This is a genomic window from Ignavibacteriales bacterium (assembly GCA_016709155.1).
GTDB lineage: Bacteria > Bacteroidota > Ignavibacteria > Ignavibacteriales > Ignavibacteriaceae > JADJEI01.
The window spans coordinates 59,827-74,848 of sequence record JADJEI010000001.1 but is presented as its reverse complement, the minus strand read 5'-3'; the positions used below and the strand labels follow the sequence as shown (position 1 = coordinate 74,848).

Here is a 15,022-nt window from a genome sequence, read left to right as displayed (position 1 = left end):
ATCATCCAATCGAAAGGGAAATTAAATCCACCAAAATATTTCCGCTTTCATCAAGGATTGGATCACTTTCTTTTTCTTTCTTTGTTGTATCAACCTCACCCTTTTTAAGTAAAGTTAGCCCTTTTAATTTTCTTCTTTCATTTTCTCTTTGAAAACTTCGCTCGTCGGATTCCTCTTTTTCCTGTCGTCTGATCTTTTCGTTTAATGAAATTAATTTTTTCGATTTTGAATCTTTGTAAAGTTGAATATCTTCAAGCAGGAAATCAAACTCAGGATCGGTTTTAATCCTTTCTTCGTGTAAAGATTTTAATTTGGATAAATTCATTTTAAAATCACCAAACATCTGATACTGCGAAGATTTAATTTGATCCCATGGAAGTGCGCTTGGTTCCGAGCTTTCACCAAATTCGTGAGCATCGAAAGCAGAAGGGAAAAGTATATCCGGGATAACTCCAAGATTTTGAGTGCTTCCACCGGTTATACGGTAGTATTTTCCAATAGTTAATTTCACCTGACCAAGTTTATCTTTCGACCCGGGCATAAGTCTGTTAAGATCAATTAGATTTTGCACAGTGCCTTTACCGTAAGTTTGCTCACCGAGTATTAATCCCCGCCCATAATCTTGAATTGCACCTGCAAATATTTCCGAAGCTGATGCACTAAATCTATTTACAATAACAGCAAGTGGACCATCATAAATAATATTCGGATCAGGATCTTCACCGACTTCAATTGTGCCATCACTGTTTTTTACCTGAACAACAGGTCCATCTTTGATAAATAAACCAGTGAGATCAATTGCCTCGTTTAATGAACCTCCCCCATCGTTCCGTAAGTCAATTATAACGCCATCAACTTTTTCTTCTTTTAGTTCTGCAAGTATTTTTTTAACATCTCGAGTTGTACTTTTATAATCCTTCTCTCCTCGCTGCTGTGCTTCAAAATCACTATAAAATTTTGGAATAGTAATGACTCCAATTCTGTAGGGTTTTCCGTCTTTCAACAATTCGAGCATTGATTTTTTTGCAGCCTGTTCTTCAAGTTTTACTTTTTCTCTCACGAGGGTTATTTCCTTCGGCAATGCATTAACTCCATCGGAAGCAGATAAGATTGATAATCGAACAGTAGTGCCTTTTTCTCCGCGGATTAATTTCACTGCATCATTTACACGCCAACCAATAATATCTATCATTTCGCCGTCGGTTCCCTGAGCAACTCCAACAATCTTATCATCAGCTAAAAGTAACCCGCTTTTAGCTGCGGGACCGCCGGGGATGATTTCAGCTATTTTAACATATTCATCTTCATTTTGGAGTTGTGCACCAATACCTTCAACAGAAAGACTCATATCAATATTAAAATTTTCAGAGGTCATTGGTGAGAAATAATTTGTATGCGGATCAAGCGCTTCAGTATAAGCATTCATATATAATTGAAATACATCTTCGCTGTTATATTGAATCACTGCCTTGCGATAACTTTCATAGCGCTTCTTTAATGTCTCTTTAACGGCACTCCATTCCTTACCGGCGATTTTGAGATTTAGTGCATCATTCTTGACTCGAAGTCTCCAAATTTCATTTGCATCATTACTGCTATTAAGCCAATCGGCATCCTCGCGGTCAATTTGATAATACTCGTCTTTAGTGAAATCAAATTCATCGTTTAGAATATTTTGAACAAAATCAATACGCTCGTTTAATCTATCTTTAAAACGATTAAAAATTGTAAAGCCAGGGTTAAGTTCACCAAGTTTTAAGAAATCATCAATTTTATATCTGAATGCCTCAAACTCGTCAATGTCAGATTTGAGGAAGTAACTTCTGCTTGGGTCTAGCGATTTGATATAGCGATCAAAAATGACTGAAGATAGTGAATCACCAAGTTGAAACTTGTTGTAATGATAGCGTGATAATATTGTATTTATTATTTGATTCTCTTGAGAAAATATTTCTTCGGGCTGTACAACCTTGGAAGTATCAGAGGAATCTTTATCGTTAGTAAAAATTTGTGATGAACGAATTATTAAAAAATTTGCAGCAATTATGACAATTGCGGCAATGAGAAGTTTTTTCATATTATTTGCCGATTTAAAATTCAAAATATTTTTAAAGTTTCAGTAAGTAAATAAAACAAAGTAACAAAATATGCAAGCAATTTTATGTGGGTGGATTAATCTTTCAGAATGGTTCTATTAAAAATAATGTCAACATTTTTTAACATGCTTTTCGAATTGAATATTTCTTCAATTTCATTTTTAGATAGTATTTGACTTGCATCACTGTCCCGGAAAAGTTCATCCTTTAGATTTTTACTTTGATCATTCCAGACAGTCATCGCACAAGTTTGAACCAATTTATATGCGTCTTCTCTTGACATCCCTTTTGTAATGAGTTTCAATAAAATTGTTTGAGAAAAAACAAGTCCTCGTGTAATATCTAAATTCTTTTTCATGTTTTCAGGATAAACAATTAAGTTTTTCAAAAGCTTGACAGCCAAATCCAGCATGTAATCAAGAGCGATGCAACTATCAGGAATAGCAATTCTCTCAACGGAAGAATGTGAAATGTCTCTTTCGTGCCATAGTGCAACATTTTCAATCGAAGCTAAAGCATTCCCACGAAGTATTCGTGCAAGACCTGCTATTCGCTCACTAACAATTGGATTTCGTTTGTGAGGCATAGCCGATGAACCTTTTTGTCCTTTTGAAAAAAACTCCTCTGCTTCCAACACTTCTGTGCGCTGCAAGTGCCTAATCTCAATTGCAATTTTTTCAAGAGTAGCTCCGATAATGGAGAGGGTAGTCATAAATTCTGCATGCCGATCTCTTTGTATAATTTGAGTTGAAACTGGAGCGGCTTTCAACCCCAAATTTTTACAAACATATTCTTCAACATCCGGCGAAAGATGTTCGAATGTACCCACTGCACCGGAAATTTTCCCAACAGAAATAACTGCGATAGCGTGATCTAACCGTTTTATGTTTCTTGTTATCTCTTCATACCATAAAGCGAATTTTAATCCCATTGTTGTCGGCTCTGCGTGAATTCCATGCGATCTGCCAACACAAACAGTGTATTTATGCTCAAGTGCTCTTTCTTTCAAAACTTCCTTTAAGGCAAAAAGTTTTTTCATTAAAATTTCTCCAGCCCTCTTAATTTGAAAGGAGAGGGTAGTATCGAGAACATCCGAACTAGTCATTCCATAATGAATATGCCGGGAAGCTGTCCCGACATGTTCGGCAACGTTGGTTAGGAATGCAATAACGTCATGTTTGGTAGTCTCTTCAATCTCAATAATTCTGCTTACTTCAAATTTTGATCGCTCTTTAATCAAAATTAATTCTTCGGGTGTAATATCACCTTTAGATGCTCTTGCTTCGCAGGCGAGTATTTCTATTTTAAGCCAGGTGCTGTATTTGTAATCATCAGTCCAAATTTTACCCATTTCGGGGAGGGTGTATCTTTCAATCATTAAATTTTCTCCAACTTCATTTGCAGTGTAAGTTCTTTTGTTTCTCGAAGAAGCTTAATCTTAATTGTTTGATCTCTTCTAAATTCTTGAAATACACCTTGAATAATATTTTCATTATTTATTTTATAATTCTCAACCTGAATAATAATATCACCCGGTTCAATTCCCGCTTTTGCAGCGGGTGAGTTGCGCATTACTTGTGTAACAATAACGCCTTTGGTATCCTTTAGATTATAGTACTTTGCAATTCCTTCATCAATGCCTTGAATTCTCATCCCAATATCAAAGCCGCGATCAATTACTCCACGCTCTTTAAGCTCATTAATTATTTTTTTTATTTTATTTATTGGAATTGCAAACCCCAGCCCTATGCTTCCTTGACTGCCGGCAGTGAAAATAAGAGTATTCATTCCAATTACTTCGCCAATACTATTTACCAATGCACCGCCGCTGTTACCTCCATTGATTGAAGCATCAGTTTGAATCATGTTTAGATAAAATCTCCCGTCAATTGGTTCGAGGTTCATTCCAAAAGCACTGATTACTCCAACTGTTACTGTTGGCTGATCATTTAATTCAAATAATCCAAAAGGGTTTCCGAGAGCTATTACCCACTCCCCAATAAGTATATCATCTGAATTTCCAAGAGTAACATAAGGCAAATTATTTTCATCAATTTTTAACAAACAAATATCAGAAACCAGATCAGTTCCAACTATTCTCGCATCGTAGTGATTTCCATTTGTCATGGTGATTGTAATTTTACTGCCATTACCAGCAACGTGATCATTTGTTATTATGTAGCCATCAGAAGAAATAATAAAACCTGAACCAAGACTTTTAACTTCCTGATTATTATTTCCACGATTTCCAAAAAATTGTCTGAAAAATGGATCGTCAAAGAAATTTGAAAATGGGTCCCGGTATTGACGAATTTCTGTTACATTGATTCCGACTATCGCAGAGCTTACACGCTCTACTGTTTGAGTAATAATGTTTCTTCGCTGATTTGAAATTTGATCATTGTTTCCACTTTTCGTTTCGTAAGAGCTACTCTGAAAGTTATGGGATAAACTATCTAAACCCTGGCTTTTAATAGGGTGGAGTAATGACCCAACCAATAAATACATTGATAATATTTGAACAAAAACAGTTTTATTCATGATTTTATTTTTCCGTTAAATATTGTTTTATTTTTTATTATTTCTTTTAAAGGTTCAATATGCTTTATTATTATTATCAGCATTGATGAAGATGTAAATAACATTAATAAACCAATTTCAACCGAAGCTGCTGAACTATACTTTACGGCCAGTGTTGGAGTTGATGTGACAACAAAAAGACTTAAAATATTAGATGCAATGTTACTGAATAGAATATCTTTTTTCATTATATAAATTATTACCCATAGTAATACCCAAACGAAAAATAAAAATGGGAAAATTAATACAGCACTTCCTGCGGCAGTAGCCAAACCTCTACCTCCTTTGAAGTTTAACCAAGGATTAAAACAATGAGCAAACAGTGCAAACAAAACTCCTATTGCAGCAAAAATAAATGAGTTATTTAATAACATATTAAGAACGAATACGGTCAGAAATCCTTTAAGAAAATCTATTGCAAATACAAAGAATCCAATCATCGCTGATCCAGATACTTCGTAGGAATTCATAGCTCCAACATTACCAGAACCTGCACTTGTGATATCGATGTCTTTCGTTTTTTTCATCAACAAATAAGCAGTTGGGAAAGAACCAAAAAGATAGCCTACAATTATACTTGATGTAAATTCCATTATATTTTTTCTATTTATTGTTTTAAAGATAATTTCTTTTTACAAAAGAATAAATTGAGTAAGCAAAAATTTGCAAGATTAAGTTAGCGCTCTTATATTTGCATTCGAAAATTTAATAATGCGGGAATAGCTCAGTTGGTAGAGCGCAACCTTGCCAAGGTTGAAGTCGCGGGTTCGAGTCCCGTTTCCCGCTCAAAAATCCACGAAAGTGGATTTGTTTTTTTTTGAAACATTTTTGATATGGCGCTGTAGCCAAGTGGCTTAAGGCGAAGGTCTGCAAAACCTTTATTCGTCGGTTCGAATCCGACCGGCGCCTCAAAAAACATTTAAGCGTTATGTACTTCGTTTATATCCTTCAAAGTTTAAAGGACAATAAAGGATATATTGGTTCAACCAATGAAATTCAAAGAAGGGTGGAGGAACATAATTCGGGTAAAGTTAAGTCAACAAGAAATCGAACCCCCCTCAGATTAATTCACCTTGAAGAGTATAATACAAAAGAAGAAGCCACAAAAAGAGAATTGTATATTAAGAGTCGGAAGGGAAAGCTTGACTTTGAATTGAATCATCTTAATGTTAATTCATAGCACTAAGTTTTGATACATATTCAAGTGGCCTAAAGCGAAGGTCTGCAACCCCGCTATGCGGGGCGAATCCGACCGGCGCTTCAAAAAAACATTTAAGGTTATGTACTTCGTTTATATCCTTCAAAGCCTAAAGGACAATAAAAGATATATTGGTTCAACCAATGAAATTCAAAGAAGGGTGGAGGAACATAATTCAGGTAAAGTAAAGTCCACAAGAAATCGATCCCCCCTTTAGATCAACCACAGCTTAGATTACAATTCTAAAAAAGAAGAAGGAGCAAGTTAACCCCATATTAAGTGCAGACGGAAAATTATAATTTGAATAACACTTTAAAATAAAAGAGCCGCATATTTCAGCGGCTCTTTTAGTAAGGAAGGAAATATTTCTTACTTGGTTAAAAGCATTTTCTTTACTTGAGTAAAGTTTCCACTTTCAATACTGTAGAAATAAGCACCTGATGGAAGTGATGAAGCATCGAAAGTAACCTGATGGCTACCGGCTTCAACAACCTGATTTACTAATTCAGCAACTTTTTCACCTAAAAGGTTAAAGACTGCTAATTTAACGAAACCAACTTCCGGAATGCTATAATTAATAATGGTAGAAGGGTTGAATGGGTTTGGATAGTTTTGATCCAAAGCAAATACTGATGGTGCTGAAACTTCAACTTCAACTTCATTTGAATATTCAAACTGTCCGTTAAAATCTATTTGTTTCAAACGATAAGTATATGTGCCAACTTCAACATTTTTATCCATATAAGAATAATTCTGCTGTTCTGTTGTTGTACCTTTACCATCAACATAACCGATAGTTCTGAATTCTGAACCTTCAGATTTTCTTTCAACTTCAAAAACCTGATTGTTTGTTTCAGTTGCAGTTGACCAGTTTAGTACGACTTCGTTATTATTAGAAGTCGCAGTAAATGAGGTTAACTCAACAGGAATGAGTCGATCTATCAATTGATAATCATCTATATACATTTGATCAGTTGCAGTAGCTCCAAAGAAATCGTTAGCAGCTAATTGAAGTGCTCCACCTGTGCCAGTTGCTCCTGCAGTCCACATCCAAGAATTTACCATACTACCATCGTACCAGAATTCGCCCATGTCATTGTCTAAATCAACAACAACCCGAACAAATTTCCATTGATCCGGAACCCATGTAAAAGTTCCTGTACCCGTACCACCAGCATTTATGCTGCCAGCACCACCAGCATTGAAGTAACATTCCATTGCCCACTCATAAGCACCACCGGTAAATCCAGATAGTGTGTTGAAATAACCAGCAGCTCCAGTTGGAATATAAACCATAAAGTTAATTTCCCATTTACCTGATGTTAAATCGCCATGTAATTTAACCTGATCATTATTTTGAACGATGACAACAGAATTTGGGGAACTAAAAGATTGAGCGTTAGAAATGAAAGCATCTTCAGTAGCGTTGCAAGGATCTTCACTCCATGTAGTCCAGTCAACTGGATTCTGACAAGCTAATTGCTGACCAGCAGTGTAAGCGTCGAAATTATCAGCGAAAACGATAGGATCTCCCCCGCCGCCATCATTAACATAAGCGTGGATGTTCCAATTGTAAGGTAAACCGAAATTATTTAAGTGGTCCCAAGCGCCACTGAAATAAATCCAATCACCGTCAGTCACTGCTGGACCATCGTCAACACCTGCAGGAAATAATCCAGCACCATGAGTTACTTCATACCCAACCCAAATGTCATTACCTGAAAGTGTGACTGATGAAGCAAGTGTGAAAGTATTCCAAGAAAGACCAACAGCACTTGAGGTAACGTCTTCGCTGTATAATAATGCACCAGGAAGAGAAGGTGTTCCCTGATCATAAATTTTTATGACCAATGGAGAGGGTAGATCATTAAGATAAATTTCTACCTGATCTAAAGTCATGCCGGCTAATCCACCGACTAATGAAGCTGGGAAACGAGCAGAGACTTCGAAAGTACCACCGGATGTTAAACCGATAGCATCAAAATTAACGCCGTCATCCCACTGCAGGACGGTTGCATCAACTTGATAAGGAGCTCTTTCGTGATTGAAAATACTAGAACGAGAAAAGTCCTGAGCGAACGTGAACGCAACTACTACTAATGAAAGAAGAGTTGCTTGCAGAATAGTTTGAAGTCTATTCATTATACCTCCAGAATTGAATTATGAGTAAGTAAGTTATTTAGTGAAACAGAAAATGAGTGATTCATTTGTCTCTTATTTGTTTTTTTGAAAAAGAACAAATTATTTCAACTGCATATTTGCAAAAAAAAACATTAAAATCAATAAATCTTTTAAAAAAAATAATTTATTTTCTTGGTCCGTGGGTGTATCCACGAAACGGCATCGAAGGCTGAACAGTAATAAATGAACTTTTATCAATTGATTCAACAAGTTTAATTACATCCGGTTGAAACTTTCTGGCAACAATTACTACAATTATCGAAACGCCACCGCTTCCCCCTTCTGCTGGTAATATCGTAACTCCGTATTTTGATTTTCGAAGCGAGTTTGCAATTTCATCAGTTGCATATTTGGATATGATGTTTAACTGGACAAAGCCCAATCCAATTTTTTGTTCAAGTGTAACTCCAACAATATTTCCAATTGCAAAGCCTGCAGCGTATCCAAAATAATTATAACCACTGTCAAGATGTTGAAAAATAAATCTTATCACAAAAATCCAAATCAGAACTTCAACAAAACCAGCAGCACCAGCTAAGTATTTTCTTCCCTGAACAACTAATAATGTTCTAATTGTTCCGATAGTTACATCGCAAATACGCATACCCATAATTAACAATGCACCAGAAATTGATTCGATCATTTTTTATCCAATGTATTTTAGTCATTCAAAATTAAATAATTACTCATTTATTTTTATCTTTAGATAAAGAAAAAATAATTAAAAGATGTACAGAGTTAAAAGAGAAGAGTTAGTAGATAAATTATCTAATAAAGGAATTGACGATATTTTTGTTCTCAAAGCTATTGGTGAGATTGAGAGACATAAATTCGTCCCCCTGCTATGAAGCATCATGCTTATGAAGACGTTGCTTTACCTATTGGATTTGGACAAACGATTTCGCAGCCTTACACTGTTGCGCTTATGACACAGGAATTAAAAGTAAAACCGGACAACAAAATCCTTGAAATCGGAACAGGCTCGGGATATCAAGCAGCAATATTAAACAAGATGGGAGCTTCTGTTTATAGTATTGAACGACAGCTTGATATTCTACACAATACGCAAAAATTATTTGATGAACTAGGAATCCGTGTTTATACAAAATATGGTGACGGCACTTTGGGATGGGATGAATATTCACCATTCGACGGAATAATTGTTACGGCAGGTTCTCCTTCAATTCCCGAAACATTAAAAAAACAATTGGCGGTGGGTGGAAGGTTGGTGATTCCAGTTGGAAATCGTAATTCTCAAAAACTAATTGTCATAACCAAAATTTCTGAAAATGAATTTGAGACTAAAGAAATTCCCGAATTCAAATTTGTTCTCTTAATTGGTAAAGAAGGTTGGAACGCACAGTAATTGTAATTGCCGGTCCGACTTGTTCTGGTAAATCTTCGCTTGGATTTTTATTAGCAAAAAATTTGAACTCGGAAATTATTTCGGCTGACAGCAGACAGATTTACAAATATTTAAATATTGGAACCGCAAAACCTGATGCAAAAATACTATCAGAAATTAAGCATCATTTTATAGATGAGTTTGTGCCTACTCAAGAATTTAATGTAAGCAAATTTGAAAAATCATCTTTAAGTATTTTTATGAAATTATTTAATGTTCATAAAATACCAATTGTAGTCGGTGGTTCGGGTCTTTATGTTCGAGCATTGGTTGATGGATTATTCGAAATTGAGGACAATGATGAAGAGTACCGAAAACATCTTTCTGCTCTAAGAAAAAATAATGGTAATGAATTTCTGTATGAAAAATTAAAATCTATTGACCCTGATGCAGCAGCAAAAATGTTTCCTCAAAATTGGAAACGCGTGATTCGTGCACTCGAAGTTTATCATTTAACGGGAAGAAAAATTTCCGAGCTTCATAAAGAATATGAGCGTGAAATAAATATAAAATATTTTCAATTTGGTCTAAACTGGGAAAGAAATATTCTTTATGAAAGAATTAATAATCGTGTTGATGAGATGATAAAGAATGGTTTAGTAGAAGAAGCTAGATCACTTTTAGCAAAAGGTTTTACAAAAGAACTTAATGCATTGAATACAGTCGGCTACAAAGAAATATTTTCCTATTTAGATAATAAAATATCTATTGAAAGAGCCATCGAATTGATCAAAAGAAATACCCGGCATTTTGCTAAACGACAATTGACATGGTTCAATGCAGATAAACGAATTCACTGGTTTAAAATAAATTCTGAAAATCAATTAAATGAAATATCTAATTCAATAATAGAATTGAGTAATTAAATGAAAGAAAAAATTAGAATTGCCTCGGGACAAGGATTCTGGGGAGACTTGATTGATGCCCCCTACCATCAAGTTACTAAAGGACAGATTGACTACCTCGTGATGGATTACCTTGCAGAAGTAACAATGTCAATTTTACAAAAGCAAAAAAATAAAAATCCAAACCTCGGCTACGCAAAGGATATCCCGGAATTGATGAAAAGAATTTTGCCAATCTGTATCGAGAAAAATATTAAAGTAATTACAAATGGCGGGGGAGTGAATCCTATCGCCTGTGCCGAAGCAGTTATCAATGTTGCTAAAGATTTAGGGATTAGAAAACTAAAGGTTGGTGTTGTACTTGGAGACGATATCAAAAATAATCTGGATGACTTAATTAGTAAAGGTGCTGGACTTGCTAATATGGAAGACAATCAATCCATTTCAATTATCAAAGATAAAATTCTAAGTGCAAATGTTTACTTTGGAGCTTTCCCGATTGTCGAAGCATTGCAGAAAGATGCGCAAATAATAATCACAGGACGAACAACCGACACAGGATTAACTTTAGCCCCAATGATTTATGAATTTGGGTGGGGGAAAGCCGATTACGATCTGTTGTCTGCCGGAACAGTTGCAGGACATATTCTTGAATGCGGCGGGCAATCATCGGGCGGTAATTTTTTGGGAGATTGGCAATCCATTCCTAATCTCGCAGAAATTGGTTTCCCTATTGCAGAAGCTTTTCCAAATGGTGATGTCATCATTACCAAACATGAAAACACCGGAGGCAGAGTTTCATTCGAAACTGTAGCTGAGCAATTGCTTTATGAAATCGGTGATCCGAAATCTTACATCACCCCCGATTGCGTTGCTGATTTCACATCAATTAAACTCGATGATCTCGGTAACAACAGAGTTAAAGTATTCAATGTGAAAGGAGCTAAAGAAACTCCTTTCTATAAAGTATCTTGCTCATACTCAAGCGGATATTCCAGTTCAGCTTCATTGACTTACTCATGGCCTGATGCTTTAACCAAAGCAAAAGCTGCAGATCAAATTCTACGGAAGCGATTAGAAAATCTCAATCTAAAATTTGATGAAATCAGAAGCGAATTTATCGGCTACAATTCCTGTCACGGTCCGCTTGCAGCTAAATTAGATGAAGAAAATATTAATGAAATAATGCTTCGAGTTGCAGTTCGTTCGCAGGATTATTTTTCGGTTGAAAGATTTGGTAAAGAAATTGCACCTCTAATTTTAACCGGACCGCCAAGTGTAACGGGTTTTGCAGGCGGCAGACCAAAACCAAGTGAAGTAGTAGCCTACTGGCCTGCACTGATCCCAAAAACGTTAGTTCAACCCGAAGTAAAAATATTTGAGGTATAAAATGAAAAAAAGATTAATTGAAATTGCTCATGGTAGGAGCGGCGATAAAGGTGATGCCGCAAATGTTGGTATTATTGCATATAATGATGATGGTTACGAAATTATCAGAAAACATTTAACTGTTGAAAAAGTTAAAAGTCATTTTAAAGGAATTTGCCTTGGTGAAGTTGAGCGATACGAATTACCAAATCTGAGGGCTTTGAATTTTTTGCTTCATAACACACTTGGGGGAGGGGGAACTGTTTCGCTGAAGCATGATGCTCAGGGAAAAACGCTTGCTGCCGCACTGCTTCGAATGGAAATTGAAATTTAATTTTAGGAAATAATAAGGATAGAAATGTACGACGACGAAATAAAAACACTAAAAGGATATCAAAAACGAATCGAAGATTTACGGAGTTATCTTTGACGTCGAAAATAAAATAGCGAAAATAAAAGACCTTCAAAACAAAAGTACAGAAAGCTCCTTTTGGAATGACCAGATTGAGGCACAAAAAATTTTAGCTGAAACTAAATCATTACAGGATTGGGTTGAGTTATGGCAAAAAATTTACTCTAAAGCGCAATCACTCGAAGAATTAATTGAACTTGCTCAAATTGAAAATGACGAATCACTAATACCCGAAGTTCAATCCGAATTAAATAATCTAAATCTCGCAATTGATAAAGCCGAGCTGAAAAATATGCTTAGCGGTAAAGATGATTCAAGCAATTGCATTATTACAATTCATTCTGGTGCTGGCGGAACCGAAGCACAGGATTGGGCTGATATGCTTATGAGAATGTATTTACGATGGGGGGAGAAGAACGGCTTCAAAATGCAATTGGTGGATATGTTAGAGGGTGATGGGGCTGGAATTAAAAGTGTCACTATTGAGGTTGACGGTGAATTTGCTTACGGCTATCTGAAAGCTGAAAATGGAGTTCATAGGCTTGTGCGTATTTCACCTTTTGATTCCAACAAAAGACGACACACTTCCTTTGCATCTGTTTTTGCAATTCCTGAAATTGATGACACGATAGAAATAGATGTAAATCCAGCCGATCTGCGTGTTGATACTTATCGTTCAGGTGGAAAGGGTGGGCAAAATGTAAATAAAGTTGAAACTGCTGTACGAATCACGCATATTCCTACCGGAGTTGTGGCGGCATGCCAAAGCGAACGTTCTCAAGGTCAAAATAGAGTTAAAGCAATGCGGCCTTTGCGTTCCAAACTTTATCAATTGGAAGTGGAAAAACAGATGGCAGCTCTTGATGAAATTGAAAAGGCAAAAATGAAAATTGAATGGGGGAGTCAAATCCGTTCTTATGTTTTTCATCCATACAATATGGTTAAAGATCATCGCACCGATGAAGAGACTTCGGATGTTCAAGGTGTAATGGATGGGGATATTTCAAATTTCATCAAAGCTTATTTACTTAAATTTAGTAAAAATTAATATTGATGAGAGCCGGTTATAAAAAAAAGAATTTAAGAAAAAAGAATAAAGATTTTTTTCAAAAAGTATTTGATGTCGTTGCAAAAATACCTTACGGTAAAGTCGCTATTTATGGAGACATAGCTGAAGTGTGCGGAATTAGATCTTCTGCGCGCACAGTTGGATGGGCATTAAATGGAGCTAAAGATTCCGGATTGCCATGCCACAGGGTTGTAAACAGATTTGGTGCATTAACTGGCAAAATTCATTTTGGTGATCCGAATTTAATGAAAGAGCTTCTGGTAAATGAAGGAATAACTTTCGATGAACATGATTGTGTTGTACTGGAAAAGCACAAATGGCTTCCTCAAGCTCGAAAAAAAACAATTGATTGACTTTCTACAAGGTTTTTAATTTCTCACCAACCACTAGGGTAACGTTTGACATTTATTGAGGATACACCTGAATTAATGTAAAGATAGATTTTCTTTTCAGCTTTCTCAAAATTATCAGTGCGATAAAGATCAGAATTAATCTTATTGAATCTGTCAAATTCTTTTGAAGAAAGGGATACATCGGTTCTTATTTCACATCCAACATTTTCCGGCACTGAGATTTCGATAGATGATGCCCCTGCATCAACATAAAATTTAGTTTCCTTATTTAAATCTCCGAGCTTAATTTTCAATGAAGCAGCACCCATGTCTATGTCAACTTTTTGAATGTTGTAAGGAGAAAGATCAAGATCAATAGCTGCCGCGCCAATATCAAAATAGAGTTCCCATTCGGGTTTATTATTTAAGGATAAATTTACTTTGTGTTTAACATTATTTTTTGAAATATTAAAACGCGATTGCTTCATTTCCATTTCGATATCAGCATTGCTGCCTTCAACTTTAGAAATTAAAGTGTAGTTTTTATCTTTTCCCGAAACTTGTGCGGAAAAAATGGAAGTGTCTGTCGGATAAACTAAATTAAACGAACCCGCCCCGGCATTAAAAGAAAGTTTTGCATGTTTAATTTCTTCTTTAGAATTGAAAAAATAAAAGTTAGTGTCCGATGAGTTTGTAGAGTCGTACTCTTCATCATCATCGAAAACTATTCTGAAGTTATCGTCTGTGCATTCACCAAAAGTTTTTACTGAAGCAAATACCGTTACGGCAAGTACTAAAGCCGCTAATCCAGCAATAATAGATTTTAATACTAAATCTTTTGAAATGATAGAGACACCTCCAAGAATTATAGCAACAGGCCAAAATTTCCAGAGCGAACCCCAATCAAGATTAATTGATTGAAAATTATTGACAAGAATTAATGCTCCGAGTATAATAAACAAGGTTCCCCAAAAAATATGTTTCGGTTTCATTTTATCTCCTTCAATTTTTTTTAGAGTTCAATAATAAGCCAACACCAATCGCAATTAAAATTAATGGCCAGAAGTCTCCGAAATGAATATGCGGAATAAAATTATCCGCGAGAAATAACATTCCAATAACAATTAAAACTATTCCTCCCAGTAGTGATCTGTTATTACTTTTTTGTGTTAAATTTTTTTGATAGTTCTCAAAATAATTTGTTGAAGATTGATCAGTGTTCAAATTAGCTGAAGGACCTGTGCCGGTTGACGAATTCTGACCTTCAGACATATTAAAGACTAATTGTTCCTCAGGAACTACAATCCATAAAATTATATATGCCAATAATCCACCACCGCCGAGAAAAAAAACCAGTACAAAAATCACTCTCACTAACACAGGATCAATGCCGAAGTAATCAGCAAGTCCACCGGCAACTCCGGCAAGCATTCTGTCATTTCTCGATCTATATAATTTTTTATTCATTTCTTCACCTTTAACTTTACTTAACAATTGAATCTTTTTTCGAATGTAATAATAATTATTAATTTCTAA

15 protein-coding genes, 2 tRNA genes and 1 pseudogene are annotated in these 15,022 nt (G+C 35.5%); 10 read left to right on the top strand and 8 right to left on the bottom strand.

Annotated elements, in window-relative coordinates; translation table 11 throughout:
• Position 1 precedes the first annotated feature (1 nt).
• The 4 genes from IPH11_00380 to IPH11_00365 form a co-directional block, all read right to left on the bottom strand.
• Positions 2–2,077, bottom strand: a complete 2,076-nt coding sequence (locus IPH11_00380) for a carboxy terminal-processing peptidase (protein ID MBK6912196.1) — start codon at positions 2,075–2,077, stop codon at positions 2–4.
• Between the two features lie 95 nt (positions 2,078–2,172).
• Positions 2,173–3,474, bottom strand: a complete 1,302-nt coding sequence (locus IPH11_00375; protein MBK6912195.1) for an adenylosuccinate lyase — start codon at positions 3,472–3,474, stop codon at positions 2,173–2,175.
• Positions 3,474–4,637, bottom strand: coding sequence for a trypsin-like peptidase domain-containing protein (locus tag IPH11_00370; protein ID MBK6912194.1), 1,164 nt, complete (start codon positions 4,635–4,637; stop codon positions 3,474–3,476). Before IPH11_00370 ends, IPH11_00375 begins: the two co-directional genes overlap by 1 nt.
• A complete protein-coding gene (locus IPH11_00365; GenBank protein MBK6912193.1) occupies positions 4,634–5,269 on the bottom strand; it encodes a glycerol-3-phosphate acyltransferase in 636 nt (211 codons plus the stop codon). The genes IPH11_00370 and IPH11_00365 overlap by 4 nt, the downstream gene beginning before the upstream one ends.
• 120 nt (positions 5,270–5,389) lie before the next feature.
• Here IPH11_00365 and IPH11_00360 point away from each other — a divergent pair.
• The 4 genes from IPH11_00360 to IPH11_00345 all read left to right on the top strand — a co-directional run bounded on the left by IPH11_00360 (position 5,390) and on the right by IPH11_00345 (position 6,091).
• A tRNA-Gly gene (locus IPH11_00360) sits at positions 5,390–5,462 on the top strand.
• Between the two features lie 49 nt (positions 5,463–5,511).
• Positions 5,512–5,585 (top strand) — tRNA-Cys (locus IPH11_00355).
• A 19-nt stretch (positions 5,586–5,604) separates the two neighbouring features.
• The gene (locus IPH11_00350) at positions 5,605–5,856 is read left to right on the top strand and encodes a GIY-YIG nuclease family protein (GenBank protein ID MBK6912192.1); all 252 of its coding nucleotides are present in this window, start codon (positions 5,605–5,607) and stop codon (positions 5,854–5,856) included.
• A 100-nt stretch (positions 5,857–5,956) separates the two neighbouring features.
• Entirely contained in the window at positions 5,957–6,091 is a 135-nt protein-coding gene (locus IPH11_00345) for a GIY-YIG nuclease family protein (GenBank protein MBK6912191.1), read from the top strand.
• 152 nt (positions 6,092–6,243) lie between these two features.
• Here IPH11_00345 and IPH11_00340 read toward each other — a convergent pair whose 3' ends face one another.
• Positions 6,244–8,016, bottom strand: a complete 1,773-nt coding sequence (locus tag IPH11_00340) for a T9SS type A sorting domain-containing protein (GenBank protein MBK6912190.1) — start codon at positions 8,014–8,016, stop codon at positions 6,244–6,246.
• Between the two features lie 163 nt (positions 8,017–8,179).
• Positions 8,180–8,698 carry a DUF2179 domain-containing protein gene (locus tag IPH11_00335; protein MBK6912189.1) on the bottom strand — a complete coding sequence of 173 codons (519 nt, stop codon included), beginning with the start codon at positions 8,696–8,698 and terminating at the stop codon, positions 8,180–8,182.
• A gap of 85 nt (positions 8,699–8,783) precedes the next feature.
• Between IPH11_00335 and IPH11_00330 the strand changes: the two are divergent.
• From IPH11_00330 to IPH11_00305, 6 genes and pseudogenes are all read left to right on the top strand, one after another.
• Positions 8,784–9,421, top strand: a pseudogene (locus IPH11_00330) (protein-L-isoaspartate(D-aspartate) O-methyltransferase).
• Complete coding sequence (gene miaA, locus IPH11_00325; GenBank protein MBK6912188.1) at positions 9,406–10,326, top strand: tRNA (adenosine(37)-N6)-dimethylallyltransferase MiaA; 921 nt, start codon at positions 9,406–9,408, stop codon at positions 10,324–10,326. Before IPH11_00330 ends, miaA begins: the two are co-directional and overlap by 16 nt.
• A complete protein-coding gene (locus tag IPH11_00320) occupies positions 10,327–11,694 on the top strand; it encodes a DUF1446 domain-containing protein (protein MBK6912187.1) in 1,368 nt (455 codons plus the stop codon).
• Between the two features lies 1 nt (position 11,695).
• Entirely contained in the window at positions 11,696–12,007 is a 312-nt protein-coding gene (locus tag IPH11_00315) for a hypothetical protein (GenBank protein ID MBK6912186.1), read from the top strand.
• A gap of 58 nt (positions 12,008–12,065) precedes the next feature.
• Positions 12,066–13,133, top strand: coding sequence for a peptide chain release factor 2 (gene prfB / locus IPH11_00310; GenBank protein ID MBK6912185.1), 1,068 nt, complete (start codon positions 12,066–12,068; stop codon positions 13,131–13,133).
• 5 nt (positions 13,134–13,138) lie between these two features.
• Positions 13,139–13,507: a methylated-DNA--[protein]-cysteine S-methyltransferase gene (locus IPH11_00305; protein MBK6912184.1), complete on the top strand. Its 369-nt coding sequence runs from the start codon at positions 13,139–13,141 to the stop codon at positions 13,505–13,507.
• A gap of 23 nt (positions 13,508–13,530) precedes the next feature.
• Here the strand turns inward: IPH11_00305 and IPH11_00300 are convergent, their stop codons facing one another.
• The gene (locus tag IPH11_00300; GenBank protein MBK6912183.1) at positions 13,531–14,478 is read right to left on the bottom strand and encodes a hypothetical protein; all 948 of its coding nucleotides are present in this window, start codon (positions 14,476–14,478) and stop codon (positions 13,531–13,533) included.
• A 10-nt stretch (positions 14,479–14,488) separates the two neighbouring features.
• On the bottom strand, positions 14,489–14,953 hold the full coding sequence (locus IPH11_00295) for a PspC domain-containing protein (protein ID MBK6912182.1): 465 nt from the start codon (positions 14,951–14,953) through the stop codon (positions 14,489–14,491).
• Positions 14,954–15,022 lie beyond the last annotated feature (69 nt).

Bases quoted from the DNA above. Each gene is read 5' to 3' on its own strand.
- IPH11_00335 (MBK6912189.1), bottom strand. From the start codon at position 8,698: ATGATCGAATCAATTTCTGGTGCATTGTTAATTATGGGTATGCGTATT.
- IPH11_00365 (MBK6912193.1), bottom strand. From the start codon at position 5,269: ATGGAATTTACATCAAGTATAATTGTAGGCTATCTTTTTGGTTCTTTC.
- IPH11_00345 (MBK6912191.1), top strand. From the start codon at position 5,957: ATGTACTTCGTTTATATCCTTCAAAGCCTAAAGGACAATAAAAGATAT.
- IPH11_00305 (MBK6912184.1), top strand. From the start codon at position 13,139: ATGAGAGCCGGTTATAAAAAAAAGAATTTAAGAAAAAAGAATAAAGAT.
- IPH11_00320 (MBK6912187.1), top strand. From the start codon at position 10,327: ATGAAAGAAAAAATTAGAATTGCCTCGGGACAAGGATTCTGGGGAGAC.
- IPH11_00350 (MBK6912192.1), top strand. From the start codon at position 5,605: ATGTACTTCGTTTATATCCTTCAAAGTTTAAAGGACAATAAAGGATAT.
- IPH11_00370 (MBK6912194.1), bottom strand. From the start codon at position 4,637: ATGAATAAAACTGTTTTTGTTCAAATATTATCAATGTATTTATTGGTT.
- IPH11_00315 (MBK6912186.1), top strand. From the start codon at position 11,696: ATGAAAAAAAGATTAATTGAAATTGCTCATGGTAGGAGCGGCGATAAA.
- IPH11_00375 (MBK6912195.1), bottom strand. From the start codon at position 3,474: ATGATTGAAAGATACACCCTCCCCGAAATGGGTAAAATTTGGACTGAT.
- IPH11_00340 (MBK6912190.1), bottom strand. From the start codon at position 8,016: ATGAATAGACTTCAAACTATTCTGCAAGCAACTCTTCTTTCATTAGTA.
- IPH11_00380 (MBK6912196.1), bottom strand. From the start codon at position 2,077: ATGAAAAAACTTCTCATTGCCGCAATTGTCATAATTGCTGCAAATTTT.
- IPH11_00300 (MBK6912183.1), bottom strand. From the start codon at position 14,478: ATGAAACCGAAACATATTTTTTGGGGAACCTTGTTTATTATACTCGGA.
- IPH11_00295 (MBK6912182.1), bottom strand. From the start codon at position 14,953: ATGAATAAAAAATTATATAGATCGAGAAATGACAGAATGCTTGCCGGA.